This window comes from Micromonospora yangpuensis (genome assembly GCF_900091615.1).
Taxonomy (GTDB): domain Bacteria; phylum Actinomycetota; class Actinomycetes; order Mycobacteriales; family Micromonosporaceae; genus Micromonospora; species Micromonospora yangpuensis.
Genome location: NZ_FMIA01000002.1, coordinates 1,235,685 through 1,259,354, shown reverse-complemented (window position 1 = coordinate 1,259,354; position 23,670 = coordinate 1,235,685). Strand labels below are relative to the sequence as shown.

Sequence of the window (23,670 nt, the reverse complement as noted above, 5' to 3'; positions counted from 1 at the left end):
GGCCCTCCTCGGGCCGCGCTCGCCACCGTGAGCGCCCCGACCCTGGTCGCCGGTCGCAGCCGACGCACTGGCTCCCATCCCGGTGCCGGCTCGCCCCCGGGGCGAACGATCACCGGTGATGTCCCTGGTGCGCGGGCGCTCGTGGGACACCATCGCGCACCGTGGGACGGATGGGAAACCAATGACGTCTTTTGTGACCTGCGCCACACAAAAATAACCTATATGTCCGGACAAATGCATCCGAAGGTAGGAGTCAGAGCGGCACGTCCTCCAACAGGTCGGTGACCATCGCCGCGATCGGCGAACGCTCCGAACGACTCAACGTGACGTGCGCGAAGAGCGGATGACCCTTGAGCGCCTCGATCACCGCGGTGACCCCGTCGTGCCGCCCCACCCGCAGGTTGTCCCGCTGCGCCACGTCGTGGGTGAGCACCACCCGGGACCCCTGGCCGATCCGGGACAGCACGGTGAGCAGCACCCCACGCTCGAGAGACTGGGCCTCGTCCACGATCACGAAGGCGTCGTGCAGGCTCCGGCCCCGGATGTGGGTAAGCGGCAGCACCTCCAGGATGCCCCGGGAGGTGACCTCCTCCAGCACGTTCTCGTGGACCACCGCCCCGAGGGTGTCGAAGACCGCCTGTGCCCAGGGCGACATCTTCTCCGACTCCGAGCCCGGCAGGTAGCCCAACTCCTGCCCACCTACGGCGTAGAGCGGGCGGAAGACGACCACCTTCTTGTGCCGGCGGCGCTCCATCACCGCCTCCAGACCGGCGCAGAGCGCCAACGCGGACTTGCCGGTCCCGGCCCGGCCACCCAGCGAGACGATGCCGATCGACTCGTCCAGCAGGAGGTCCAGCGCCACCCGCTGCTCGGCGGAGCGCCCGTGCACGCCGAACGCCTCACGGTCGCCGCGGACCAGCCGTACCGTCTTGTCCGGCAGCACCCGGCCGAGCGCCGAACCGTGCCCGGACTGCAGCACCAACCCGGTGTGGCAGGGCAGCCCGGCCGCCGCGTCGAGGTCGAGGGCGTCACCGGCGTAGAGCGCGCCGATCTGCTCCTCGGTCAGCCCCAGCTCCGCCATGCCCGTCCAGGTGGGGTCGCTGGCCTGGCCGTGCCGGTACTCGTCGGCGCGCAGGCCCACCGAGGCGGCCTTGACCCGTAGCGGCATGTCCTTGCTGACCAGGGTCACCTGCCGCCCCTCGCCGGCGAGGTTGAGCGCGACGGAGAGGATCCGGGCGTCATTCGACTCGTTACGGAAACCCGGTGGCAGCATCCCGTCGTCGGTGTGGTTGAGCTCCACCCGCAGCGTGCCGCCGGCGTCGTTGGCCGGCACCGGCTGGTCCAGCCGGCCGTGCGTGATCCGCAGCTCGTCGAGCATCCTGAGCGCCTGGCGGGCGAACCACCCCAGCTCCGGATGGTGGCGTTTGCCCTCCAGTTCGGAGATCACCACCAGCGGTATCACCACCTCGTGCTCGGCGAACCGGTGGAAGGCCGCCGGGTCGGAGAGCAGCACCGAGGTGTCCAGGACGAAGGCGGCACCGGCAGCGCCAGGCTCCGCGGCGCCGGCTGGTCGGGGCTCCTTGGGATCGGCCGGCGCGGCGGCCGCCGTACGGCGGCTCCGGGTGGCCCGGCGGGTCGTGGCTGTCGCGGTCGGGGTCTGGTCGGCCCCGGCATCGGTACGGCGAGTCGTCACAGGCCTGCTCCGACGGATGGGCACCCGCCACCCGCGTTCCGCCTCCTCCGGTGCCCGGGGACACGGGGTCGGATGCGGGCCCCGTGCGCGAGGTCGCAGATCCGGGCTGGCCGGCTGGCCCGGGAGAACCCCGCGCCATGCCTAGACGCTAGCCGCGCGGAGGCGTGGGGGCTAGAGGGTGATCGTGGATCTGGCGAAAGCAGCTCGTGAACAGGGCGGAGCCGGCCGGGATGCCTTGCCCCCTGCGCGCATCCCGGCCGGCCGGGACCACGTCACGGTCTGCGGCGCGGTCCCGACGGTGCGCATCCGTCGTGGACGACGACGCACCGAGCGGGTGGCGGGCTCAGCCCGGTCGCTGGACGAGCGTGCCGGCACCGGTGGGATGCCGGACGCCGGTGGGGCCGGCCGACGCGGTGAAGGAGGAACCGGTGTACGTGGTGCCCTCCCGGGTCACCGGACGGGCGGTGGCACCGACCACCCCGACGACCACCGTCGGGGCACCGGCCGCTCCGCTGACCACCGTCGGGGCACCCGCCGCTCCGCTGACCACCGTCGGGGCACCCGCCGTCCCGGTGCCCACCGTCGCGATGCCGGCCGATCCGGCGGGACGCACGTCGGTGCCGCTGTCCTGGGTCGCGGGGCCGACCTGGCGGGCGGGGCCGACCTGCCGGGCGGGGACGGCCAGTGCCGAGGCGATCGCGGCCTGGGCGGTCCGGCGACGCCGGTTCCAGGCGCCCCGGTCGCCGTCGAAGTAGCCCTGCCGGTAACCGAACCGGTAGCCGATCCGGTAGCTGAGCTGGCCGTGCAGCCGCCCCGCCGCGTAGCTGGTCGAGCCGAGCAGCAGGACCAGGAAGACCGCGAGGAAGGGACTCATCCGACAGCTCCGCCCCGATGCGCCGCCCCGGCCAGGGAGTCGGCCGTCAGCAGCTGTTCCAGGTCGTCGGTGCTGACCTCCTCGACCAGCTCGACGCTGATCCGGTAACCGGCCCGGTTGGCCGCGGCGACCGAGACCCGGCGGATCTCCCCGCCGGCGTCGTAGACCCGGACGCTCAGCTCCGCACAGTCGAGATGGGCCCGCCAGGCGTTCCACTCGGCCCGGTCCGCCACATCCAGCGACAGGTACGGGCCACCTCGGGCCAGGTGCAGTCGCCAGGGCGCGCTGAGCCCGGCGGCCACCCCCTCGGCGATCAGGCCGAAGGCCTGGGCACGGGTGACGAGTTCGGTCACCACGCCCCCCTCGGTCGGGGTGCGTGGCGCATGCGAGCACTAGCGGTCTCATGCACGTGACACACCGTAGGTTGTCCCATGAGCGTGACAGTATCAGCTTTTCGTCCGATTACGTCCGCACTCGGAGGCCGCTATTTTGCGCCGACAACACCCGGCTTTGCCGGCGTCTGGGGGGATTCTGTGAACCCGACTTCGGCGTCACGTTCACGTGACAGGAATGCGCTTGCCCGTGCCCCGGCGGGCATTACGCCGTACCGTCACCTGGTGACCGGGAACGCTCACGCACGGAAAATCGCCTTCGCCACCTTCATCCGTCGGGCCCTCGACGACGCCCGCGCGACTCGCGCCTGGAGCGGCACCGAGGTGTCCCGACGCACCGGCGTCTCCCGCCAGACCATCAACCGTTGGGTACGCGGTGACTGGGCCAGCGACCCGGAGGCGGAACGGGTGGTGGCGTTCTGCGAGGGGCTGGGGCTCAACGCGGTGGCCGCCTTCGGTGCGCTCGGCTGGGACCGCAACACCCCGCCGCGCAGCGCGCCCACCCCGCCGCCGATGGATCCCGACGTGGAGGCGCTGCTGCGCCGGCTGGTCGATCCGAACGTCTCGGACGCGGAAAAGTTCCACATCCGGGAAACCATCCGATACCTCGCGTATCGCCCGACTCTTCCGATGGACGGGCGGCGACGCGGCAGGAAGGCCGGGTAGTTCAGATGGCGAAAGAACGCCGGTGGCGTCCGAAAGGTTCCGCTCCGCCGGTCGACCATGCGCGCTAGCGTCCTGGACGTACTGCGTGGGCTCGTCATCGGTGGGGGATGGGATCGATGGGGATGACACCTGTCGGCCCGGCCCCGCGGGACATGAAGGAGGGGCATGGCCCTCAAGTGGTTGGCAGTCGTGGTCGCCGCGGTCTCCCTGACCCTGTGGCTGACCGGCAACGTGGTGCTCGGGGTGGCCGACGCGGGGCAGCTTCCGCTGGTGGTCAACCTCTTCGCGCTCACCGTCGCCGGCACGGCGGTGGTCCTGGCCGTCATCGCCGAGCTCAACGACCGACTCAACGACCGACTCACCGCGCTCACCGAGTTCCTGGTGTCCCGACTCGACGAGATCGAGACACAGACCGGTGACCGCAACGCCGGCTTCGTCGAGGGTTACCTGCTCAACCACGGCCGGGAGGCACCCGTGGTGCCGCTCTTCCGGCCGGGCCGCGACGCCGCCGAACGGTGATGCGCCCACGGCGGCGCCGGCCACAACCCACGCATCGACGCTCACGCAAGCCTTTCGGGTGTGACAGCGACCACGAATGAGCCGTGATTCCCGGGGTACGCTGTCGCGCGTGCCGCCGTTGAATGTGGGCAACCACCAGCCACTGACCCCGTTGAGCGCCGACCAGGCCTGGCGGGCGACCGCCGACCGGGCGGCCGACACCGTGCTCTTCTTCGACTTCGACGGCACCCTGGCGCCGGTCGACGACGACCCCACCGCGGTGCAACCGGCACCGAAGGTGCTGGCCGCCATCGAGGTGCTGGCCCCGGCCATGCAGCGGGTGGCGATCGTCTCCGCCCGACCGGTGGACTTCCTCCGGGACCACTTCGACGGGCTCGACGGGGTCGACCTCTACGGCCTGTACGGCCTGGAGCACAGCCACTCCGGCGGCGAGACGGTCACCGAGCCGGCCGCCCTGCCCTGGGTGCCGACCATGGCCGAGCTGGCCGACCTGGCCCGCGCCGAACTGCCGGCGGGTGCCCTGGTCGAGTTCAAGCGGCTCTCGGTCGCGTTGCACTGGCGCACCGCACCGGAACTCGGCCCGGCGGTCGAGCGGTGGGGGCGGGAGCAGGCCGAACGGCTCGGGCTGCGGGTGCAGGCCGGCCGGATGGTGCTGGAGATCAAACCGCCGGTCGACCGGGACAAGGGCATGGTCATCGGCGAGGTGGTGCGGACCGCCGCGGGCGCCTGGTACTTCGGCGACGACGTCTCGGACATCAAGGCGTTCGCCGCGCTGCGCGCCCGGGCCGCCGCCGACCCGGACTTCGTCGGCGTCTGCGTCGCGGTGGCGAACCCGGAGACCGGGCAGGAGGTCGCCGAGGCCGCCGACCTGACCATCGACTCCCCCGCCGCGCTTGGTGACTTCCTCACCGCCGCCGCCCACCAACTGGGCTGACCGCCCCGACAGCGGGCCGACGTCCGGGCCCCGTCACGGCGGGGCCGGTCGTCAGACCCCGAAGCGGCGCTGCCGGTTGGCGTACGAGCGCAGCGCGCGCAGGAAGTCGATGTGGCGGAACTCGGGCCAGTTCAGCTCGCAGAAGTAGAACTCCGAGTGGGCCGACTGCCAGAGCATGAAACCGGAGAGCCGTTGCTCGCCACTGGTCCGGATGACCAGGTCCGGGTCGGGTTGACCACGGGTGTAGAGGTGCTCGGCGATGTGCTCGACGTCGAGGGTCTCGGCCAGCTCCTCGATGGTGCCGCCGGCCGCCGCGTGCTCGACCAGCAGGGAGCGCACCGCGTCGGCGATCTCCCGGCGGCCCCCGTACCCGACGGCGATGTTGACCTCGGCACCGCCGCTGCGGTCCCGGGTGCGTTCCTCGGCGGCCTTCAGCGCGGTGGCGGTCGTCGCCGGCAGCAGGTCGAGCGCGCCGACCATGCGTAGCCGCCAGGGGTTGCCCTCCTCGGCCAACTCCACCACCAGATCCTCGATGATCTTCAGCAGGGGGTCCAGCTCGCGGGCCGGCCGGCGCAGGTTGTCGGTGGCCAGCAGGTAGAGCGTGACGTGCCCGATCCCGGCCTGGTCGCACCAGCCGAGCAGGTCCTTGATCTTGGCGGCACCGACCCGGTGGCCGTCGTTCGGGTCGACGTAGCCCATCTCCCGGGCCCATCTGCGGTTGCCGTCGCACATCACGCCGACGTGTCGGGGCACCGTCTTACCAGCGAGCTTCGCCGTCAGCCGACGCTCGTACACCGAGTACATGAGGTCCCGCAGATTCATCACCTTGCAGAGTAGCGACCCGGGCGCAAGGTCAGGGGCGGGGAGCCGCGACCCGCCGCCGTCAACTGGTCGCGGCCCGGCGCAGGGAGTAGAGGGCGAGGCCGGCGGCGGCCACCAGGGGGGCGCCGTCGCGGATCAGGCCGTCCACGCCGAGCAGCCACCAGCAGAGCGGCAGGTGGACGGCGAGCACACCCAGGGTGATCGCCACCAGCAGCGTGCCGGCCCAGCGCTTGCCCCGCATCAGGAACGCGACACAGAACAGCACCAGGTGGCTGACCGCCATCCCGGCGACAAACCAGAACAACACCGCCGGTACCGCCACCAACCGGCCGTCCAGCACGGCTCCGCCGGCGATCAGGGCCGGCACCAGCATCAGCGGACTGTAGGTGAGCGCGGCGACCCGGCTGGTCAGCAGCCACCCGGTGGCCTCGGGGCGCTTCGGGGCGACCTCCCGCCAGGCGATCCGGCCCTCGGCGAGGACCAGGCCCCGGCGGTGCCGGATGAGGTGCGCGGCGACGGCAGGCGACCGGTACAGCAGCCAGACCACGCTCAGGCAGAGCGTGCCGAGCAGCGCGAAGCCGAGCACCCCGGGCAGCGGCGGCATCCCCTGCCGGGGGACGATCAGGCGACCCACCGCGAAGACCGTGGTGACGGCGAGGATCAACCCCAGCGGCCGGGCCGCCGCCCGCCCGCGCCGGACATGGGAGATCAACACCAGGAACCCGAGGGTACGCAGCATCGCCCAGCCGGTCCGGACGGCGAGACCGAAGCCCTGCTCCGGGGCGTACCACCAGTTGAGCAGCTCGACCACGACGGTGGCCGCCGCGGTCACGCCGAGCAGGATGGTCAACGCCCGGACGGCGGACGGCCGCCGGACCTGGGTCACGGCGGCCGTCCTCATGCTCATGGTCGTGCTTGGTGCCCGCATCGGGCGTCGGTCACACCTACCGGGCGGCCGGTGACGCGTCCAGCCGGGCCCGCAGCGCGTCCAGCTCGGCCCAGAGCACGCCGGGCAGCTTGTCACCGAACTTCTCGAACCACTCGGTGATCAGCGGCAGCTCCGCGCGCCACTCCTCCGGGTCGACCTTCAGCGCGATCCGGATGTCCTCCGGGGTCATGTCCAGGCCCTCGACGTCCAGCGCGTCGGGCGCCGGGACCATGCCGATCGGGGTCTCGACCGCGTCGGCCCGCCCCTCGATCCGCTCGATGATCCACTTGAGCACCCGCGAGTTCTCGCCGAAGCCGGGCCAGAGGAAGGCACCCTCGGGGTCCTTGCGGAACCAGTTGACGTAGTAGACCTTGGGCAGCTTGGCGGCGTCGCCGTCGGCACCCTTGCCCATCTCGATCCAGTGGTTGAAGTAGTCGCCGGCGTGGTAGCCGATGAACGGCAGCATGGCCATCGGGTCGCGGCGGACCACGCCGACCGCGCCGGAGGCGGCGGCGGTGGTCTCCGAGGAGAGCGTCGCGCCCAGGTACACGCCGTGCACCCAGTCCCGGGCCTCGGTGACCAGCGGGATGGTGTCCCGCCGACGGCCGCCGAAGAGGATCGCGTCGATCGGCACCCCGTTGGGGTCGAAGTAGTCGTCGGCCAGGATCGGGCACTGGGTGATCGGGGTGCAGAACCGGCTGTTCGCGTGCGAGGAGAGGCCCTCGCTCTCCGGCGTCCAGTCGTTGCCCTTCCAGTCGATCAGGTGGGCCGGGGGCTCCCCCATGCCCTCCCACCAGATGTCACCGTCGTCGGTGAGCGCCACGTTGGTGAAGACCGAGTTGCCGCGGTCCAGCGTCCGCATCGCGTTGGCGTTGGTCTTCCAGTCGGTACCGGGCGCGACGCCGAAGAGGCCGTACTCCGGGTTGACCGCGTAGAGGCGGCCGTCCGGGCCGAACCGCATCCAGGCGATGTCGTCACCGATGGTCTCGACCTTCCAGCCCGGGACGGTCGGCTCCAGCATGGCCAGGTTGGTCTTGCCGCAGGCCGACGGGAACGCCCCGGCGACGTGGTAGACCTTCCCCTCCGGTGAGGTGATCTTGAGGATCAGCATGTGCTCGGCGAGCCAGCCCTCGTCGCGCCCCATCACGCTGGCGATCCGCAGCGAGTAGCACTTCTTGCCCAGCAGCGAGTTGCCGCCGTAGCCGGAGCCGTAGGACCAGATCTCGCGGCTCTCCGGGAAGTGCGAGATGTACTTCGTCTCGTTGCACGGCCAGGCCACGTCCTGCTGGCCCGGGGCGAGCGGCGCACCGATGGAGTGCAGCGCGCGGACGAAGTCCGCGTCGTCACCCATCGCCTGCAGGACCGTCGCGCCCATCCGGGTCATGATCCGCATCGAGGCCACCACGTACGGGCTGTCGGTGATCTCGACGCCGAACATGGGGTTCTCGGCCTCGACCGGGCCCATGCAGAACGGGATGACGTACATGGTGCGCCCGCGCATGCTGCCGCGGTACAGGTCGGTCATCGTCCGCTTCATCTCGGCCGGCGCCATCCAGTTGTTGGTGGGGCCGGCGTCCGCCTCGTCCACCGAGCAGATGTACGTCCGCTCCTCGACCCGGGCGACGTCCGACGGGTCGGTACGGGCGTAGAAGGAGTTGGGCTTCTTCTCCGGGTTCAGCCGGATCAGGGTGCCCGCCTCGACGAGTTCGTCGGTGAGCCGACGCCACTCCTCGTCGGAGCCGTCGACCCACACCACCCGGTCCGGAGTGGTCAGCTCGGCGACCTGTCTGACCCAGTCGAGCAGCGGGCGGTGGGAGGTCGGAGCCTGATCGATGCCGCGAACAGTAGCCGGAGCAACCATGACACATCTCCTTGTGGTCGACGCTGACCGATCTGTGGGTGCACGAGTCCAGGCTGACGCGAGCCGCGTCGCCATCGTGAAACCTGGGATTGGGCTCAGACTAAACCGGACTGCGCCGCGAGTCAGTGATACCGCTTGTGAAGAACTGCACAAGGTGCGGCCAGGTTGCGGTATCTCGATCTGATACCCGCTTTCACGCGCAGTTTCACGCAAATCCTTCGGTCCACCTCCCGTCTGATGTGGGACCGGACACCTTTGCGTTTCGCGGGCAACCAGTTGATCAGCTCACATTCGGTCACGCTCCGTTCGTCGACGTTGCCGGACGGCGATCCCCCGCCGAGCCACCCTCCGACGCCCCCGTACCGGTCGGCACGTGCTTACCCGTCGGAGTCGCATGCAACCGGTAGGCTCAGCGCGTGGCCGCGACGATGACCGGCGGGCAGTCCGACGCCCCACCGACCCGCCCTGGGCTGGTCGGCGCCCTCATCGACCGGTTCGGGCACCTCGTCCGGGAGCTGAGCAAGTTCGCCACCGTGGGTGGGATCGCGTTCCTCATCGACTTCGCGCTCTTCAACTACCTCACCACGGTGCGCGGGGTCGAGCAGGTCACCGCGAAGACGATCTCCACCGTGACCGCGGCGACGATCGCCTTCCTCGGCAACCGGTTCTGGACCTGGCGGCACCGCCAGCGCTCCAACCCGGCCCGGGAGTACGCGCTCTTCTTCTTCTTCAACACCGTGGGCCTCGGCATCGCGGTGGCCTGCCTGGCGATCAGCCGGTACGGGTTGGGCAGCGTCTGGCCGAGCGTGTTCCAGACCCCGCTGGCCGACAACATCGCCAGCTTCGTCGTCGGCACCGGCCTCGGCACCCTCTTCCGCTTCTGGTCGTACCGGCGGTTCGTCTTCGTCGAAGCGGGAACACCACAGGTCACGGATACGAAGCGTGACCGAGAGTCCGGGGCGTGAGAGTCCGCCCACCTCGTCCGGCCGGCCCGCTGCGGGCCCACCCCACTCGCCTAAGGTGTTTCGCATGCGTCTTGTCCGATTGCTGCCTGAGCGTTGGCAGAAGTTCGTCCCTGAGGCGCTCAAATTCGGCATCGTCGGCGGCGTCAACACCGTCATCAATTACGCGGTGTTCAACGCGCTCGCACTGACGGTCTTCGTCGGCGGCCAGCTGAAGGCGACCGTGGTGGCGACCATCGTGGCGACGATCACGTCGTACCTGATGAATCGGCACTGGACGTACCGGGATCGCCCGAAATCGGCGATGCGTCGGGAATACGCCCTTTTCTTCCTGTTCAACGCCACCGGCCTGTTCATCGAGCTGGGCGTCCTGGCTGCCGCCAAGTACGGCCTGGGCGTCCACGGCCTGCTCGCGCTGAACGTCGCCAAGACCGTCGGCGTGGTGCTGGCCACCCTGTTCCGGTTCTGGTCCTACCGGACCTTCGTCTTCCAGGCCGCCCCGGCCGACCCCGGGGCGAGGCCACCGGTCATCCCGCGCGACGAGTGGGACACCATGGCCGGCATGGACCCGGTCGCCGAGCTGGCCGAGTCGGTCACCGAGCAGGCCGAGGCGGAGCAGGTCGCCCCGGTCCGGCAGGCTCCTCCCCCGGCCCCAACCGGCGTGGCGTACGCCACGCCGGTCCAGGGCCGACCGCTGCCGCTCGATCCACGCCTACCGGAGGCCCTGAGCCGGGAGATCGAGGCCGAACTCACCGCCGGACTGCCCGCCGGCAACCGCCGCTCGCCCCGTCGGTGATCCGCGGCAGCACCTAGGGTCCGTCCGCCGGAACGGGCTCGCCCGGGGGGCGTCGGCTGGGGCGTGGGCCACCCGAGGACTCGCGTTCGCCGTTCTCGGCGAGGATCTCCCGCAGCTCACCGTCGTCCAGGGTCCGGCGGTCGTGGTCGGCCTCGATCAGCTCGTAGAGCCGGGTCTGCACCTGCCCGACCCGGGGCACGTCGACAAGCACCGACTGGCCCCGCTCCCCGGCCGACTCGATGGTCAGGGTGCCGCACCCGAACATCCGCTCGACCAGCCGTTGGCTCATCGAGTGGTCGTTGATCCGGGCCAGCGGGATGTCCCGCCGGTCCCGGGAGAAGACCCCGTGCTGCAGCAGCACCCGCTGGTCGGTGAAGAGATAGTGGGTGGTCTGCCAGACCAGGAACGGCCAGCCGGCCAGCCTGAGCACCGCCAGCAGGGCCAGGCCGATCAGCACGTACCAGACGATCCGGCCACCGTCGGCCGGCAGCAGGATCCCGCCGGCCACCACCACCGCCACGGCGGCCACCACGACCGCGACCGGGCGGATCAACGCCCGCCAGTGCGGATGCAGGTGCAGCACGACCTGCTCATCCTCGATGAGCACGTCATCGGGAAACGCCACGTACGACCTCCTCGCAGAACGGGACGCGCTGACAGTAACCGCCCACCGCCAGCAACCGCCTCACCCACGCGGCCGATCCCCGCCGGGCAGTTTTCCGGAACGAGTGGCCACCGCGCCCGGCAACGGCACTGTTTCCAGGTTCTTGCCGCGAGGACCGGCTCGACCCGCTACCGGAGGTGGTGGGATCAGCGCAGGTGCAGGACGTCGCCGGCGGCGAGTCGGCGCTCGCCGGTGGCGGTGGCCACCAGCAGTTGGCCGTCGGCGTCCACGCCGGTCGCCTCGCCGGTCAGCTCCTCGCCGCCGGGCAGCAGGACCCGTACCGGACGGCCGACGGTGTGACAGGCGTCGAGGTAGGCCTCCCGAAGGCCGCTGGCCACGGCGTCCCCACCGGCGCGCCGCCAGCGGTCGTACCACTCGGCGAAGCTCCGCAGCAGCGCCCGCAGCAGCGGGTCCCGGTCGGTGGCCGTCGCCCCGGCGAGCTGCAACGAGGTGGCCGGCAGTCCGGTCGGGTTCACCGGCAGCTCGTCGGCGCGCAGCGTGACGTTGAGGCCCATGCCGACCACCACGGCCGGCGGCGCGGTCGGCTCGGTGGCCGGCACCGCCTCGGCCAGCACCCCGGCGCACTTGGCCCCGTCGACCAGCAGGTCGTTCGGCCACTTCAGGCCGGCGTCCAGCTCGGCCAGCCGGGCCACCGCCTCCACCAGCGCCACCCCGGCGAGCAGCGGCAGCCAGCCGTACCCGGCCGGTGGTGCCGGCGGCCAGTTGCGTTCGGTGACGGCCACGCCGGGCCGGAGCAGGACGCTGGCCGCGATCCCGGCCCGCGGCGGCGACTGCCAGGTCCGACCGCGGCGACCACGGCCGGCGGTCTGCTGCTCGGCGGTCACCACGAGCCCCTCCGGTTCACCGGCCCGGGCCGCGTCGGCGACCTCGGCGTTGGTGGACGGGGTCTGGACCCGCAGCTCCAGCCGACGCCACGGCCCGTGCGGGGCGATCAGCGCCCGCCGCAGCCGGGCCGCGGACAACGGCGGTCGGTCCAGGTCGGTGTACGGCGAGCCGGGCATCCGGTCAGCCTACGGCCGGGCTTCACGGCGGTCGCCCGGGCATCCACGCCCGTGGGGTGCTGAGGCGAACTGCACAGCCCCGACCGGCTGAACCATCGTTATATTCCCAGGGTGACTACCGAGACCGGGATCGACATCCACAGCACCGAGGGCAAGCTGGCGGACCTGGAGCGACGGGTCGACGAGGCGGTGCACGCCGGCTCGGCGCGGGCGGTGGAGAAGCAACACGCCCGAGGCAAGAAGACCGCCCGGGAGCGGATCGAGCTGCTGCTCGACCCGGACTCCTTCGTCGAGCTGGACGAGCTCGCCCGGCACCGGTCCACCAACTTCGGCCTGGACCGGACCCGCCCCTACGGTGACGGCGTCATCACCGGGTACGGCACCGTCGACGGCCGGCAGGTCTGCGTCTTCGCCCAGGACTTCACGGTCTTCGGTGGCTCCCTCGGCGAGGTCTTCGGGCAGAAGATCGTCAAGGTGATGGAGCTGGCCATGAAGATCGGCTGCCCGGTGGTCGGCATCAACGACTCCGGCGGCGCCCGGATCCAGGAGGGCGTGGTCAGCCTCGGCCTGTACGGGGAGATCTTCTTCCGCAACGTGCGCGCCTCCGGGGTGATCCCGCAGATCTCCCTGGTGATGGGGCCGTGCGCGGGCGGTGCGGTCTACTCACCGGCGGTCACCGACTTCACCGTGATGGTCGACCAGACCTCGCACATGTTCATCACCGGCCCCGACGTGATCAAGACGGTCACCGGCGAGGACGTGGCGATGGAGGAGCTCGGCGGGGCGCGTACCCACAACACCCGCAGCGGCAACGCCCACTACCTGGCCAGCGACGAGTCCGACGCGGTCGAGTACGTCAAGGCGCTGCTGTCGTACCTGCCGTCGAACAACCTCGACGAGCCGGTGGTGCTCGACGCCCCCGCCACCCTGGCGGTGACCGACACCGACCGGGAGTTGGACACACTGATCCCGGACTCGGCCAACCAGCCGTACGACATACTCCAGGTGATCGAGCACGTCCTCGACGACGGCGAGTTCCTGGAGGTGCAGCCGCTCTACGCGCAGAACATCGTGATCGGCTACGGCCGGGTCGAGGGCCGCCCGGTCGGGGTGGTGGCCAACCAGCCGATGCACTTCGCCGGCACCCTGGACATCGCCGCCTCGGAGAAGGCCGCCCGCTTCGTGCGCACCTGCGACGCGTTCAACATCCCGGTGCTGACCTTCGTGGACGTCCCCGGCTTCCTGCCCGGCACCGGACAGGAGTGGGACGGCATTATCCGCCGGGGCGCGAAGCTGATCTACGCGTACGCCGAGGCCACCGTGCCGAAGGTCACCGTGATCACCCGTAAGGCCTACGGCGGGGCGTACGACGTGATGGGCTCCAAGCACCTCGGCGCGGACCTGAACTTCGCCTGGCCCACCGCCCAGATCGCGGTGATGGGGGCCCAGGGCGCGGTGAACATCCTCTACCGGCAGGAGCTGGCCAACGCCGAGGACCCGGCCGCCGTCCGGGCCGAGAAGATCGCCGAGTACGAGGACACCCTGGCCAACCCGTACGTGGCCGCCGAGCGGGGCTATGTCGACTCGGTGATCCCGCCGCACGAGACGCGTACCCAGATCGTCCGGGCACTACGGATCCTGCGCACCAAGCGCGAGACCCTCCCCCCCAAAAAACACGGCAACATCCCTCTCTAGGTGTAAGGAAGGGCCCCCTGTTAACGCTTTCTGTATAGGAAGGGGCCCCTCCAAACACTCGGTCCGGGGCGACCCGCCGCCGCGCCGATCAGCGCGCGGGGGGGGCCGGCATGGGCCGCGCGGGGGCCGCGCGGGGGCTGCGTGGGGTCAGCGGCACTCCGGGTTGGCGGCCAGGCACATCCGGTCGGCGGCCGCCCGGCCCAGGGCGAGCAGCCGTTCCCGGCTGACCAGTTTGCCCGCCTCCGGGCGGTCCACGCCGAGGTCGGGTGCCGGCACGATGACGCTGACCAGATCGCCGACCCGGACGATGACCGTGACATCGGTCGGGGACTCAAAGTTGGCGGGAGTGTCCCGGCCCACCTTCGGTGAGCGGGACCCGCTGTACCGCAGCAGCACCGCCTCCGTCCCGGCGAAGCCGCGGGCGGCGACCTGCCAGGAGTGCGTCGACCGCACGAGGTGGAGGGTGCCGTTGTCGGAGAACTCACCGCCCTCCGACGCCCAGCCGCCGCAGGCGGCCACGCCCTGCTCCAGCTCGACGAAGAAGCCGTTGGCCTCCGCCGGGGCGAGCCGGTAGAGGTCCTGGCTGACCACCACCGTACCGGTCGCCCCGGGGCCGGCACCGGGGTCGGTCTGCAGCAGGGTCTGCGAGCGGGAGTAGCGGGACTCCGGTCGGGGCGGCAGTCCCCGCTCGTCCAGGCAGCTTTCCAACAGCCCGTCCAACCGGACCGGTTTACCCATCCCCGACTCCCCGAGCCGCAGGTTGGTCGGCACCCGCACGTCGCTCGACGTCAGCAGCGCCGCCGGGGAGAATTCGACCCGCCTCGCCGGGGCCGCCGCAGCGGTGGAGGGCGGCCGGTCGACCCCCGTTGGCACGACCACGTCCCGGCCGGGCCCGCCCACCACCGCCTTGGCGGAGCCCACGGCGACCGCCACGACGATGGCGGCCACCACCGCCGCCCTCCGACGGCTGCGCCGCCGGGCCCGGTCCCGGATCTCCGCTGGTTCCGGCCACCGCACGTCGCGCAGGTCGCGTTGCATCTGGGCGACGAGCGACAGGTTCTCACGCATCGGTGACCTCCTCCAGGTCGGAAACAGCGAGCAGGTCAGCCAATGCCGCCCGGCCGCGGTGCAGCCGGGCCTTCACCGTGCCGACGGGGGCCTCGGTCTCCCGGGCCACCTCGGCGACCGGCATGCCGATCAGGTAGTACAGGGCGAGGGCGACGCGCTGTCCCTCGGGCAGCCGGCGCAGGGCGGCGACCACCGCGACGGTGTCGGTGCTCGGGGCGGCGACGGATTCGACGGCCCCGTGCCGCAGGTAGGCGCGGGCCCGGCTGCGCAGGCTGCGCCAGCGGCTCACCGCGACCCGGGAGGCGACCACCCGGGTCCAGGCCTCCGGATCCTCGTACCCGCTCACCGTCGACCAACGCTGCCAGGCCCGGATGTACGCCTCCTGCACGGCGTCCTGCGCCTCGGCGAGGTTCCCGGTGAGCGCGTACACGAAGCCGAGGAGCCGTTGTCTGCTGCCGCGATAGAACTCGTCGAACCCTTCGACGTCAGCCACCTGCTACCTCCCCGTGTCGCCTCACAGGTGACACGCGTGACGTAGCGGGATGGTTGCCGGCAGTTCGATCCGCGTCGACCTTCGGCACGCACCGACCGGCTGTCGAAGAGATCCGCGCGGACCGGCGGTCAGCCGGTGAGGCCGGCGGCGTTCAGCACCGGGCCGGCCAGCAGAGCCGCGCCGACGGCCAGGGCCAGCAGGTTGACCAGGGCGAAAAGGGCCACCCAGAACAGCGCCGGGAACGGGGTCAGCCGGGCCAGCTGGTCCGCGTCGGACTCCGGCATCCGACCCCAGGTACGCATCCGCTGCAGCTCGGCCACCGGTCGTACGCCGCCGAACAGCAGGAACCACACTCCGGTCCAGGCGAACGCGGCCTGCACCTGCGGGGAGGCGTACCAACTGACGGCGAGCACCACCCCGCCGGTGACCAGCAGGGACACCACGCCGAAGACGTTGCGGATCAGCAGCAGCATGGCCAGCAGCAGGGCGACCGCGACCCAGAGCAGCAGCGTGATCCGGTTGCCGCCGAGCAGCCAGGCACCGGCCAATCCGACAAGCGACGGCGCGACGTACCCGGCCAACAGGGTGAGCACCATCCCCGGCCCGGACGGGCGGCCGGCCGAGAGGGTCAACCCCGAGGTGTCCGAGTGCAGCCGGATGCCGCGCAGCTTCCGGCCGGTGAGCAGGGCGACCAGGGCGTGTCCGCCCTCGTGGGCGATGGTGATGGTGTTGCGGGCGATCCGCCACGGCAACCGGGTGGCGACCACCACCAGGGCCACGGCGGCGGTGAGCAGCACCAGCCACTGCGGCGGGTCGGGCTGGGCGCTGAGCAACCGGTCCCAGAGGGAGGTCAGGCCGTCGATCAGGGGCATGGCCCGCGAGCCTACCCGCCTGGTCGGGTGTCACTGCCAACCCACCGGATCCGGGTACGGGAGACTGACCGGGTGGTGAGCGGAGTCGGAGGTGGCGGCCGGTGACTCGGTGAGATCGTCTCGCCCGGCGATGCCGCCGCCGACCGGGTGCTCAAGATGCAGCTCTACGCGATCGCCCGGATTCCCTGGTACCTGCTGGCCGAGCAGGACGGCGACAGTCACTCGCTGCGCCTGTTCCGGCTGACCGGCGACCACTACGTCGAGGACCAGGTGGCCAAGGCGGGCGAGGAGCTCTGCGTCACCGAGCCGTTCCGCTGGCGGATCGACCCGGCCACGCTGCGCTGACCTTCGTGTCCGCGCCGTAAAATCTGTCGTCATCTATTGCGTGACAGGCAACCCTCCTCCAAAGATGGACGTCTATGACAGGCGTTCCTGGGGAGGGACCATGCTCCGTACCGGATCATCGCTGGGCCGACTGTTCGCTGCCGGCCTCGCCGCGCTCGCCACCAGCGCCGCAGCGCTCGTCGTCACCGGCGGCCCGGCGGCGGCGGCCACCACACCCGGCATCGACATCTCCCACTACCAGGGAGCGATCAACTGGACGAGCGTCCGTAACTCCGGCGTCCAGTTCGCCTTCATCAAGGCAACCGAGGGTACGACCTACCGGGACCCGAACTTCAACACGAACTACGTCAACTCGTACAACGCCGGGGTGATCCGGGGGGCGTACCACTTCGCCCGGCCGAACGTCTCCTCCGGGGCGACCCAGGCGAACTTCCTGGCCGGCAACGGCGGTGCCTGGTCGGCGGACAGCCGGACCCTGCCGGCGGCCCTCGACGTCGAGGCCAACCCGTACGCGGGCGGCACCTGTTACGGCCTGAGCACCACCGCGATGCGCAGCTGGATCCAGGACTTCCTGACCACCTACCGCTCGCGCACCGGCCGGTACGCGGTCATCTACACCACCACGAGCTGGTGGAACCAGTGCACCGGCAGCTGGACCGGACCGTGGGCCAACCATCCACTCTGGCTGGCCCGCTGGTCCAGCACCCCGGGTGCGCTGCCGGCCGGTGCGTCGGTCTGGAGCTTCTGGCAGTACACCGACTCGGGCAGCGTCTCCGGCATCAGCGGTGGCGTCGACCGCAACAACTGGAACGGCGACCGCACCCGCCTGATCGCCCTGGCCAACAACACCTGACTCGACAGGCGTTACGTGCGGGGGGTCAGGCCCGACGGCGGGCGGGCAGCGGGGCTGCGGACGTCTCGGTCCGGGCCAGGCCGCCGCGGCGTACCAGCAGCCAGCCGGACAACACGACGAGCGTCGCGGTGATGGCACCGAGCAGGGCGATCATTGTGGGTATCCCGGCGGCGACCAGCAGCAGCGCCATGAGCATCCAGAGGGCCACGCAGGGTTTGCTGGCCCGGTTTCGGTAACTCATCGGTCGCACCTCCTTCCGTCCTCAGGAGATGAGATACCCAGCTGGGGTACGACCCATGCGTGAATGTCACGCTCGGTGCGATTCCCGGCGTCAGTCCTTGCGATCCGGCACGAAGCCCTTGGTGATCAGATCGAAGTTGGCCAGCTGAGCCGACCAGTCCCGGTCGGCGACCTCGAAGCGGATGGCGTACCCACGGTTACTGGCGGTGGCGAAGCCCCGGTTGCGGACCCGGATCCGGGTGTCGTCGCGGGTCTCCCGCCAGTCCCAGTCGGCACAGGTGATGTAGTAGTCGCAGCGCTTGATGTCGATGTACTGGTAGTTGCGGACGAAGTTCTTCCGGTTCGGCTCCTGTGCCCGCCAGTCCGCGACCGCGTCCTCCTGCGGGCTGCTGGTCCACTGGATGAGCAGCTCACCCACCCCGCCGGGCTCGGTGAAGACGACGGTGTTGCGGCCCGGGCTGCTGCGCCGCCAACCGTCGGGCAGCGGCACGCTGAAGCCGGCCGGGTCCCGGTGCAGTTTCCAGCCGGCCGGCAGACCCGGCTGCGCCGGGGCGCTCGGCGTCGGACTGGGCGCGGACGGGCTGGGCGAGACACTCGGACTGGCGGACGGGCTCGGTGCGGCGCTGGTGGGTGCGGGAGCGGCCGGCTCGGACGCGGCGGTCGGCACGGCATTGGTGCCGGCCGCCTGCTCGTTCGGCGGGCTCTCGGTGTCGCCGGAGTTCAACAGCGGCACCGCCACCGCGACCGCGATCAGCAGCACCACCGCCACCACGCCGATCAGCAGATTGCGCCGCTTGTCGGTCGGCTCGGCCGCCACGCCGGGCCGCACCGGGGCCCGCCCGGACGACGAGGTGGCCGGGGGCAGCACCGAGGTCGGGTTGGTCTGAGCGGAGCCGACCGGAGCCCGCTTCGCCGACGGCCCGGCCGACCCGCCCGGCGATCCGCTGCCGGTGCCGTCGGTCGACGCCCCGCCGGTCGTCGGCAGGTCCACCTTGGCGGTCGCCGCGACGTCGGCGGCGGCACCCGCCGCGCCGGCGGCGCCGATCGAGTTGGTCGCACCGGTCTTTCCGGCGGCATCCGGCGAGGGCAGCTTGGTCGTGGCCGCACCGCCGGCCGGATCGACGGCGCCAGCCTCGGCACCGGCCGTCGTGTCTCCGACCGCCTCCGAACCGCCGGCCGCGTCCGATCCGCCAGCCGTACCGGCACCGGCCACCGCACCACCGGCAGCCTTGCCACCGGCCGTACCGGCGGCGCCGGTCGTCTTCCTCCCGCTGGCCGCGGCGGCGGAGTCGTCGCCGGTGGTCGGGGCCGCTGCGGTCGTGCGGTCGGTATCCCCGTTGGTCAGAGCCGTCGTCTTGTCGTCGGCCGCGCCGCCGGGCGGCATCTTCGCGGTGGCGTCGCCCGCGCCACCGGGCGGCATCTTCGCGGTGGCGTCGACCGCGTCCGTCGGCCCGGTCGGAGCGGGAACCCTGGCGGTGGCGTCTCCGGCTGCCGCGCCGGCGACGGCACCCGTCGTGGACCGGGGGGCCGGTGACGTCGGCCTGGCCACGGGCGGTTGCGTGGTTGCGGGCGGTTGCTTCGTCGGCGGCGTGCTCGCGGATGGCGGCTCCGGGCGCGGGGCCGGCACCACCAGGGGACGCGGCTCCCGCGGACCGTTCGGCCCCGGCCGACGTACCCCGTCGAGCAGCGCGATCGTCCGGGTCCGCTTGCCCCGGGCGCGGCGCAGCAGGCGCTCGGCGACCTCGGCGTCGATGCGTTGCGCCGGGTCCTTGCGGAGCAGACCGTTCAGCACCGCCTTGAGCGGACCGGCGTTCTTCGCCGGCGGCATCGGCTCGGTGGCCAGCGCCGCCAACGTGGCGATCGCCGACGGCCGCGCGTACGGCGACTTGCCCTCGACCGCGGCGTAGAGCGTCGCGCCCAGCGACCAGAGGTCGGCCTCCGGCCCGGCCGTGCCGTCGCGGGCCCGCTCCGGAGCGATGTACGCCGGTGAGCCGAGCACCATGCCGGTCCGGGTCACGTTGGGGTCGCCGGGAATCGTCGCCAGCCCGAAGTCGGTGAGCACCACCCGACCGTCGGTGCCGAGCAGCACGTTGCCGGGCTTGACGTCCCGGTGCATCACGCCGGCCTTGTGCGCCGCCTTCAGCGCGCCGAGCACGCCCAGCCCGATCTCGACCGCCCGCGCCGGTGTCACCGGACCGTCCTCGGCGAGGGTGTCCTGCAACGACTTCGAGGCGACGTACTCCATGACGATCCACGGGTCGCCGTCGGTGCGCAGCACGTCGAAGATGCGTACCACGTTGATGTTGTTGAGGCGGGCGATGGCCCGCGCCTCCCGGAGCGAACGCTCCCGCATCTCCCGACGCTCCTCGTCGGTGAGACTGGGCGGCGGGACCAACTCCTTGATCGCGACGTCCCGGTGCAGCACCTCGTCGCGGGCCTTCCACACCCGTCCCATGCCGCCCTGACCGAGCGGCGACATGAGCCGGTACCGGTTGGCGACAAGTTGGGGCAGCGCGTCAGACATCGCCAGAGACGGTACCCGGCGGGTGCGACGCTCACACCGGCGGCACGCCACTGTGCCACAAAGGTCGGCAGGACGACGCGTACCCTGATGCCATGTCATCCGAAGAGCCGCTGTTCCGCGTGGTCCGGGGCGTGCCGAGCGACGAGGAACTGGTCGCCCTGGTGGGCGTGCTCGCGGCCCGGTCCCGTCCGAGCGCCCCGCCCGTCCGGCCCACCGCGTCCGCCTGGGCCCGCAGCGCCCACCCGGCCGGTGCGACCCGCGGCACCGGCGGGTGGCGCGCCTCCGGCCTGCCCCGCTGAGACACCGGGATGCGGGGCTGACGGGCCACCTGGGAGCGGCTAATCTCACTCAGGGAGACGATGCCGTGACGCATGGGGAGGGTCGATGATCCCGGAGGAGGACCGCCCAGCTTCCTGGTTGAGCGGCTACGGCAGCATCGAGGCCGACATCCGCCAGCTGCGCGAGTTCGCGGTGAAGCTCGAAGCCGAGGTGCAGAAGAACTACGCACCGCACCTGGCGTACATCGCCCACGACATGCAGGCGAAGCTGCCGAATCCCTGCGACGCGTTCATCGAGCTGGTCCACTTCCTCCGGGCCCATCACGAGACCCAGCAGGCCACCACCGACACGGTCTACGCCGTGGGCGGGATGACCGGCCGGCTCGCCCAGGCCGCCGGCACGGTCGCCCGGGAGTACGAGAAGACCGACGCCTTCTCGGCCGCCCGGGTAGGTGACGTCGAACAGGCCCTTGCCGGCGCGCACACTCCCGCGCTGCCCGTCCCCGCGCCCCGACTGGTCGACCCCACCGGCCCCGACGATGCCGGCCCGGTGGTGCTCCCATGATCGAGCGGGGCGGCGGACGCACCGCCGGGCTCACCGACTGGCACCTGATGAGCGTGCCGAACATGTGGGCCTGCCTGCAGGACCAGGACACCACCACCCAGTGGCAGCAGGTCGCCGGCTGGCGCAAGGTCTGTGACCTGGCCACCACCCACCTCGGTCGACTGCACGAGTACCGTCGCGGCCTGGCCCAGGCCTGGCCGCCCGAGACCAACGCCGCCGCCCGCGCCTACCTCGGCGAGCTGGACGATCTGATCGACCGGGTGCAGCGCACCCACGACGCCGCCGCCGCGAACTACACCGCGCTCTCCGCCGCGACCCAGGCCATCACCACCACCCGCAACGACCTGAAGAAGATCTACGACCAGTACGTCGCGAAGAGCCAGGACAAGCAGGCGTACGAGACGATGGTCGCCGATCCGAAGGCGGTGGCGGGAAGCCGCCTACCGGCACGGCCACCGGTCAGCGACGCCGACCTGGAGGCACTGAACTCACAGGCCCGCCGCATGATGTCGGGGCTCGGCAGCGAACTCCAACACGCCCAGGTAATGCTCCAAAAACCACCTCTTCCACGCTCTCCGATTCAAAATACTGACCCTGACGTGTTTGCAATAACGAGCACCCAAGCACCAATAATTCCGCCGATTGTCCCGGTGCCGCTTCCGGCGGCCGGAAACGTCTCGTCGAACAATCCGGCAACGACGATCGGGCCGGTCTCCACACCCACCGCGCCGACTACAGGCCCGGTGCTGGGCGGACCGGCAGCGGGATCGTCCACACCAGTGGTGGGTCCAGTACTCGGGGGCACCGGCAGTGGACTGATACCGGCTCCGGCAGCCGTGAACCTCGGATCTCCGGCAACCATGCCCGCTGCGCCATCGCCTTCGCCTGGTCTCGGGTTGGGCGTACCACCAATTGTCTCCCCTGGCACCACGACAGGCCGGGGTTTACCCGGCCCCGTTCACAGTCCGGTCGGAAGGCTAGGGACCGGCTCCCCTCACACCGTGCAGCCGCCCCCGCCACGAGCGATGCCGCCCGGCGGCATCATCGGCGGAGCACCAGGAATGGGCCTGGGACAGCCGGGACCCGGGGGCGTCCCACCTCGGCGGGTAAATCCCATCGGAGGTCTCATCGGTGGCGGTGGTGCTGGCACTGGGCCGACCGGTGGGGCCGGTTCGCGTCCCAACTCCGGGCGAGGACCTCATTTCAACGGACACGGCATGACACCGGGTGGTGGTGCTTTCGGGCTTGGCGGCGCCCCGGGAATTGGTGCCGCTCCTAGCCGACCAAGTCGCCGAGATTACGAAGATGCCGATTCACGCCACTGGGATCCCGATCACCCGTGGGAGACCGATCAGGGGGTTGCGCCGGTAGTCCGGCCGCCAGACGAGGACGGTCCGATCGATCCTGGTCCGGCAATCGGCCTGAACCGTTGACATCCTACGCGTTTCGCTTCCTGGCCATTATTGCACTAACTCTGGCAGCCGCCCCGCCCACCAACAGTCTCCAGTTCAACCAAAATCCAGACCTTGAGAGAATTCGAGGAGAGCAATGGCACTTGCAATTCCTGCGAATTGCTAAAGTTCACAAATTCGGCAAGGGTGAAGGAATCTTAGTAGCCGTCCCGGATACGGGCGTTGATCCCCATCCCGACCTTCGCGAAAACCTTCTTCCAGGAACAGATATAATTCCCGGGGGCAACGGGGACGGCCGACGCGACCAGGACAGTCACGGCACTTCCATGGCTGGCCTCATCGCCGCCCACGGACAAGGTCAACTCGGCGCTCTAGGGGTCGCACCAAAGGCAAAGATCCTTCCCATCTATGATTCCCCGCCGCTGGCAGATGGCGACCCGGAGGCCCTCGCTCAAGGCGTTGAGTATGCTGTCTCCCGCGGCGCAGATGTCATCAGCATCTCCAGCGGTGGAGGCTCCAGCCCTCGACTTACTCAGGCAGTCCGACAAGCAGCCGCTTCAAATATTGTTGTAGTTGCGGGCGCAGGGAATCAGCCCCGGGAGCAGGCTGTCGGGTACCCGGCCAGCGAACCCGGCGTCGTTGCGGTGGGAGGCATCGATCGGGAGGGCAACCACGCAACTGTTTCGGTTACCGGGCCGGAGATCGATGTGGTTGCGCCCGCTGTCGACCTCTACAGCACCAGCTACCAGGGCAAGTATTCGAAGGGAACCGGCACCAGCGGGGCCACTGCGATTGTGGCGGGGGCGGTGGCGTTGATTCGGGCGAAGTACCCGTCGCTGCCGGCACGTGAGGTCGTACACCGGCTCACCTACACCGCTGTCGACAAGGGGCCGCCCGGTCGGGACGACCAGTACGGGTATGGGGTGATCGATCTGGTGGCGGCGCTGACGGCAGACGTACCCCCGTCTTGGTCGGCACTGCCGACGGCGGATGCGTCGGCGGGTCAGGGACCGACCTCGACGGCGGCCGGGCCGGTGGCGGATGGTCGGGGGGCGGGCGGCGACGGGTCGACGGTGCGCGGTCTGGTCACGCTCGGGGTGTTGGTGGTGGGCGGCGGAGCGTGGGCGTACGTGGTCCGGCGTCGGCGTCGTGGCGACGATCCACCGCCGAGGATCAGCCGGTAGGTTCGGGG

The 23,670-nt window shown here is 71.0% G+C and carries 23 protein-coding genes and 2 pseudogenes; 12 read left to right on the top strand and 13 right to left on the bottom strand.

The genetic code is table 11. The annotated features are described in order from the left end of the window. Positions 1 to 253: 253 nt before the first annotated feature. The 3 genes and pseudogenes from phoH2 to GA0070617_RS06020 form a co-directional block, all read right to left on the bottom strand. On the bottom strand, positions 254 to 1,693 hold the full coding sequence (gene phoH2, locus GA0070617_RS06030; RefSeq protein WP_091434740.1) for an RNA 5'-3' helicase PhoH2: 1,440 nt from the start codon (positions 1,691 to 1,693) through the stop codon (positions 254 to 256). Positions 1,694 to 2,288: 595 nt separating this feature from the next. Further along, positions 2,289 to 2,567, bottom strand: a pseudogene (locus GA0070617_RS31335) (hypothetical protein); the annotation flags it as partial. Beyond that, positions 2,564 to 2,920: a hypothetical protein gene (locus GA0070617_RS06020; protein WP_091445969.1), complete on the bottom strand. Its 357-nt coding sequence runs from the start codon at positions 2,918 to 2,920 to the stop codon at positions 2,564 to 2,566. The gene GA0070617_RS06020 and the pseudogene GA0070617_RS31335, both read right to left, overlap by 4 nt. 264 nt (positions 2,921 to 3,184) lie before the next feature. Between GA0070617_RS06020 and GA0070617_RS06015 the strand changes: the two genes are divergently transcribed. The 3 genes from GA0070617_RS06015 (at position 3,185) to otsB (ending at position 5,078) form a co-directional block, all read left to right on the top strand. Beyond that, a complete protein-coding gene (locus GA0070617_RS06015) occupies positions 3,185 to 3,625 on the top strand; it encodes a helix-turn-helix domain-containing protein (RefSeq protein ID WP_091434736.1) in 441 nt (146 codons plus the stop codon). 165 nt (positions 3,626 to 3,790) lie between these two features. Beyond that, on the top strand, positions 3,791 to 4,144 hold the full coding sequence (locus tag GA0070617_RS06010; protein WP_091434734.1) for a hypothetical protein: 354 nt from the start codon (positions 3,791 to 3,793) through the stop codon (positions 4,142 to 4,144). A gap of 109 nt (positions 4,145 to 4,253) precedes the next feature. Then, positions 4,254 to 5,078, top strand: a complete 825-nt coding sequence (gene otsB, locus GA0070617_RS06005) for a trehalose-phosphatase (RefSeq protein ID WP_091434732.1) — start codon at positions 4,254 to 4,256, stop codon at positions 5,076 to 5,078. 51 nt (positions 5,079 to 5,129) lie between these two features. Here the strand turns inward: otsB and GA0070617_RS06000 are convergent, their stop codons facing one another. From GA0070617_RS06000 to GA0070617_RS05990, 3 genes are all read right to left on the bottom strand, one after another. Next, the gene (locus tag GA0070617_RS06000; protein ID WP_091434730.1) at positions 5,130 to 5,900 is read right to left on the bottom strand and encodes an isoprenyl transferase; all 771 of its coding nucleotides are present in this window, start codon (positions 5,898 to 5,900) and stop codon (positions 5,130 to 5,132) included. Between the two features lie 61 nt (positions 5,901 to 5,961). Then, the gene (locus GA0070617_RS05995) at positions 5,962 to 6,801 is read right to left on the bottom strand and encodes a hypothetical protein (protein WP_091434727.1); all 840 of its coding nucleotides are present in this window, start codon (positions 6,799 to 6,801) and stop codon (positions 5,962 to 5,964) included. 43 nt (positions 6,802 to 6,844) lie between these two features. After that, positions 6,845 to 8,689 carry a phosphoenolpyruvate carboxykinase (GTP) gene (locus tag GA0070617_RS05990; protein ID WP_091434725.1) on the bottom strand — a complete coding sequence of 615 codons (1,845 nt, stop codon included), beginning with the start codon at positions 8,687 to 8,689 and terminating at the stop codon, positions 6,845 to 6,847. Between the two features lie 428 nt (positions 8,690 to 9,117). Here GA0070617_RS05990 and GA0070617_RS05985 point away from each other — a divergent pair, with 428 nt between their 5' ends. Together GA0070617_RS05985 and GA0070617_RS05980 are read left to right on the top strand one after the other, a co-directional pair. Then, positions 9,118 to 9,654, top strand: coding sequence for a GtrA family protein (locus GA0070617_RS05985; protein WP_091445967.1), 537 nt, complete (start codon positions 9,118 to 9,120; stop codon positions 9,652 to 9,654). A gap of 64 nt (positions 9,655 to 9,718) precedes the next feature. Then, complete coding sequence (locus GA0070617_RS05980; RefSeq protein ID WP_091434723.1) at positions 9,719 to 10,447, top strand: GtrA family protein; 729 nt, start codon at positions 9,719 to 9,721, stop codon at positions 10,445 to 10,447. A gap of 13 nt (positions 10,448 to 10,460) precedes the next feature. On the opposite strand, the gene GA0070617_RS05975 is transcribed toward GA0070617_RS05980, so the two are convergent. Together GA0070617_RS05975 and GA0070617_RS05970 are read right to left on the bottom strand one after the other, a co-directional pair. Further along, a complete protein-coding gene (locus GA0070617_RS05975) occupies positions 10,461 to 11,072 on the bottom strand; it encodes a PH domain-containing protein (protein WP_091434721.1) in 612 nt (203 codons plus the stop codon). Between the two features lie 185 nt (positions 11,073 to 11,257). Continuing rightward, complete coding sequence (locus tag GA0070617_RS05970; protein ID WP_091434719.1) at positions 11,258 to 12,133, bottom strand: biotin--[acetyl-CoA-carboxylase] ligase; 876 nt, start codon at positions 12,131 to 12,133, stop codon at positions 11,258 to 11,260. A gap of 111 nt (positions 12,134 to 12,244) precedes the next feature. On the opposite strand from GA0070617_RS05970, the gene GA0070617_RS05965 reads away from it, so the two are divergent. Then, the gene (locus GA0070617_RS05965) at positions 12,245 to 13,828 is read left to right on the top strand and encodes an acyl-CoA carboxylase subunit beta (RefSeq protein ID WP_091434717.1); all 1,584 of its coding nucleotides are present in this window, start codon (positions 12,245 to 12,247) and stop codon (positions 13,826 to 13,828) included. A gap of 147 nt (positions 13,829 to 13,975) precedes the next feature. Here GA0070617_RS05965 and GA0070617_RS30410 read toward each other — a convergent pair whose 3' ends face one another. From GA0070617_RS30410 to GA0070617_RS05950, 3 genes are all read right to left on the bottom strand, one after another. Continuing rightward, positions 13,976 to 14,896: a hypothetical protein gene (locus GA0070617_RS30410; RefSeq protein WP_091434716.1), complete on the bottom strand. Its 921-nt coding sequence runs from the start codon at positions 14,894 to 14,896 to the stop codon at positions 13,976 to 13,978. Beyond that, on the bottom strand, positions 14,889 to 15,389 hold the full coding sequence (locus GA0070617_RS05955; RefSeq protein WP_091434714.1) for a SigE family RNA polymerase sigma factor: 501 nt from the start codon (positions 15,387 to 15,389) through the stop codon (positions 14,889 to 14,891). Before GA0070617_RS05955 ends, GA0070617_RS30410 begins: the two co-directional genes overlap by 8 nt. A 128-nt stretch (positions 15,390 to 15,517) precedes the next feature. Continuing rightward, complete coding sequence (locus GA0070617_RS05950) at positions 15,518 to 16,261, bottom strand: M50 family metallopeptidase (RefSeq protein WP_091434712.1); 744 nt, start codon at positions 16,259 to 16,261, stop codon at positions 15,518 to 15,520. Positions 16,262 to 16,375: 114 nt separating this feature from the next. Between GA0070617_RS05950 and GA0070617_RS05945 the strand changes: the two genes are divergently transcribed. Together GA0070617_RS05945 and GA0070617_RS05940 are read left to right on the top strand one after the other, a co-directional pair. Then, the gene (locus GA0070617_RS05945; RefSeq protein WP_268239633.1) at positions 16,376 to 16,606 is read left to right on the top strand and encodes a Uma2 family endonuclease; all 231 of its coding nucleotides are present in this window, start codon (positions 16,376 to 16,378) and stop codon (positions 16,604 to 16,606) included. 100 nt (positions 16,607 to 16,706) lie between these two features. After that, positions 16,707 to 17,459, top strand: a complete 753-nt coding sequence (locus GA0070617_RS05940; RefSeq protein WP_091434710.1) for a GH25 family lysozyme — start codon at positions 16,707 to 16,709, stop codon at positions 17,457 to 17,459. A gap of 25 nt (positions 17,460 to 17,484) precedes the next feature. Here GA0070617_RS05940 and GA0070617_RS05935 read toward each other — a convergent pair whose 3' ends face one another. Both GA0070617_RS05935 and GA0070617_RS05930 read right to left on the bottom strand, forming a co-directional pair. Then, a complete protein-coding gene (locus tag GA0070617_RS05935; RefSeq protein WP_139135585.1) occupies positions 17,485 to 17,700 on the bottom strand; it encodes a hypothetical protein in 216 nt (71 codons plus the stop codon). 1,362 nt (positions 17,701 to 19,062) lie between these two features. Then, a pseudogene (locus tag GA0070617_RS05930) lies at positions 19,063 to 20,223 on the bottom strand (serine/threonine-protein kinase); the annotation flags it as partial. Between the two features lie 92 nt (positions 20,224 to 20,315). Here GA0070617_RS05930 and GA0070617_RS05925 point away from each other — a divergent pair. The 4 genes from GA0070617_RS05925 (at position 20,316) to mycP (ending at position 23,662) form a co-directional block, all read left to right on the top strand. Next, positions 20,316 to 20,522 carry an acyl-CoA carboxylase subunit epsilon gene (locus tag GA0070617_RS05925; protein ID WP_091434704.1) on the top strand — a complete coding sequence of 69 codons (207 nt, stop codon included), beginning with the start codon at positions 20,316 to 20,318 and terminating at the stop codon, positions 20,520 to 20,522. Between the two features lie 85 nt (positions 20,523 to 20,607). Next, positions 20,608 to 21,066, top strand: coding sequence for a hypothetical protein (locus tag GA0070617_RS05920; protein WP_091434702.1), 459 nt, complete (start codon positions 20,608 to 20,610; stop codon positions 21,064 to 21,066). After that, positions 21,063 to 22,499, top strand: a complete 1,437-nt coding sequence (locus GA0070617_RS05915; protein ID WP_091434700.1) for a coiled-coil domain-containing protein — start codon at positions 21,063 to 21,065, stop codon at positions 22,497 to 22,499. The genes GA0070617_RS05920 and GA0070617_RS05915 overlap by 4 nt, the downstream gene beginning before the upstream one ends. Beyond that, positions 22,496 to 23,662: a type VII secretion-associated serine protease mycosin gene (gene mycP / locus GA0070617_RS05910; RefSeq protein WP_373868298.1), complete on the top strand. Its 1,167-nt coding sequence runs from the start codon at positions 22,496 to 22,498 to the stop codon at positions 23,660 to 23,662. Before GA0070617_RS05915 ends, mycP begins: the two co-directional genes overlap by 4 nt. Positions 23,663 to 23,670 lie beyond the last annotated feature (8 nt).

Coding starts and splice junctions, on each gene's coding strand:
- GA0070617_RS06010 (WP_091434734.1), top strand. CDS start 3,791: ATGGCCCTCAAGTGGTTGGCAGTCGTGGTCGCCGCGGTCTCCCTGACC.
- GA0070617_RS06000 (WP_091434730.1), bottom strand. CDS start 5,900: ATGAATCTGCGGGACCTCATGTACTCGGTGTACGAGCGTCGGCTGACG.
- GA0070617_RS05995 (WP_091434727.1), bottom strand. CDS start 6,801: ATGAGGACGGCCGCCGTGACCCAGGTCCGGCGGCCGTCCGCCGTCCGG.
- GA0070617_RS05990 (WP_091434725.1), bottom strand. CDS start 8,689: ATGGTTGCTCCGGCTACTGTTCGCGGCATCGATCAGGCTCCGACCTCC.
- GA0070617_RS05985 (WP_091445967.1), top strand. CDS start 9,118: ATGACCGGCGGGCAGTCCGACGCCCCACCGACCCGCCCTGGGCTGGTC.
- GA0070617_RS05980 (WP_091434723.1), top strand. CDS start 9,719: ATGCGTCTTGTCCGATTGCTGCCTGAGCGTTGGCAGAAGTTCGTCCCT.
- GA0070617_RS05970 (WP_091434719.1), bottom strand. CDS start 12,133: ATGCCCGGCTCGCCGTACACCGACCTGGACCGACCGCCGTTGTCCGCG.
- GA0070617_RS30410 (WP_091434716.1), bottom strand. CDS start 14,896: ATGCGTGAGAACCTGTCGCTCGTCGCCCAGATGCAACGCGACCTGCGC.
- GA0070617_RS05950 (WP_091434712.1), bottom strand. CDS start 16,261: ATGCCCCTGATCGACGGCCTGACCTCCCTCTGGGACCGGTTGCTCAGC.
- GA0070617_RS05940 (WP_091434710.1), top strand. CDS start 16,707: ATGCTCCGTACCGGATCATCGCTGGGCCGACTGTTCGCTGCCGGCCTC.
- GA0070617_RS05935 (WP_139135585.1), bottom strand. CDS start 17,700: ATGAGTTACCGAAACCGGGCCAGCAAACCCTGCGTGGCCCTCTGGATG.
- GA0070617_RS05925 (WP_091434704.1), top strand. CDS start 20,316: ATGTCATCCGAAGAGCCGCTGTTCCGCGTGGTCCGGGGCGTGCCGAGC.
- GA0070617_RS05920 (WP_091434702.1), top strand. CDS start 20,608: ATGATCCCGGAGGAGGACCGCCCAGCTTCCTGGTTGAGCGGCTACGGC.
- GA0070617_RS05915 (WP_091434700.1), top strand. CDS start 21,063: ATGATCGAGCGGGGCGGCGGACGCACCGCCGGGCTCACCGACTGGCAC.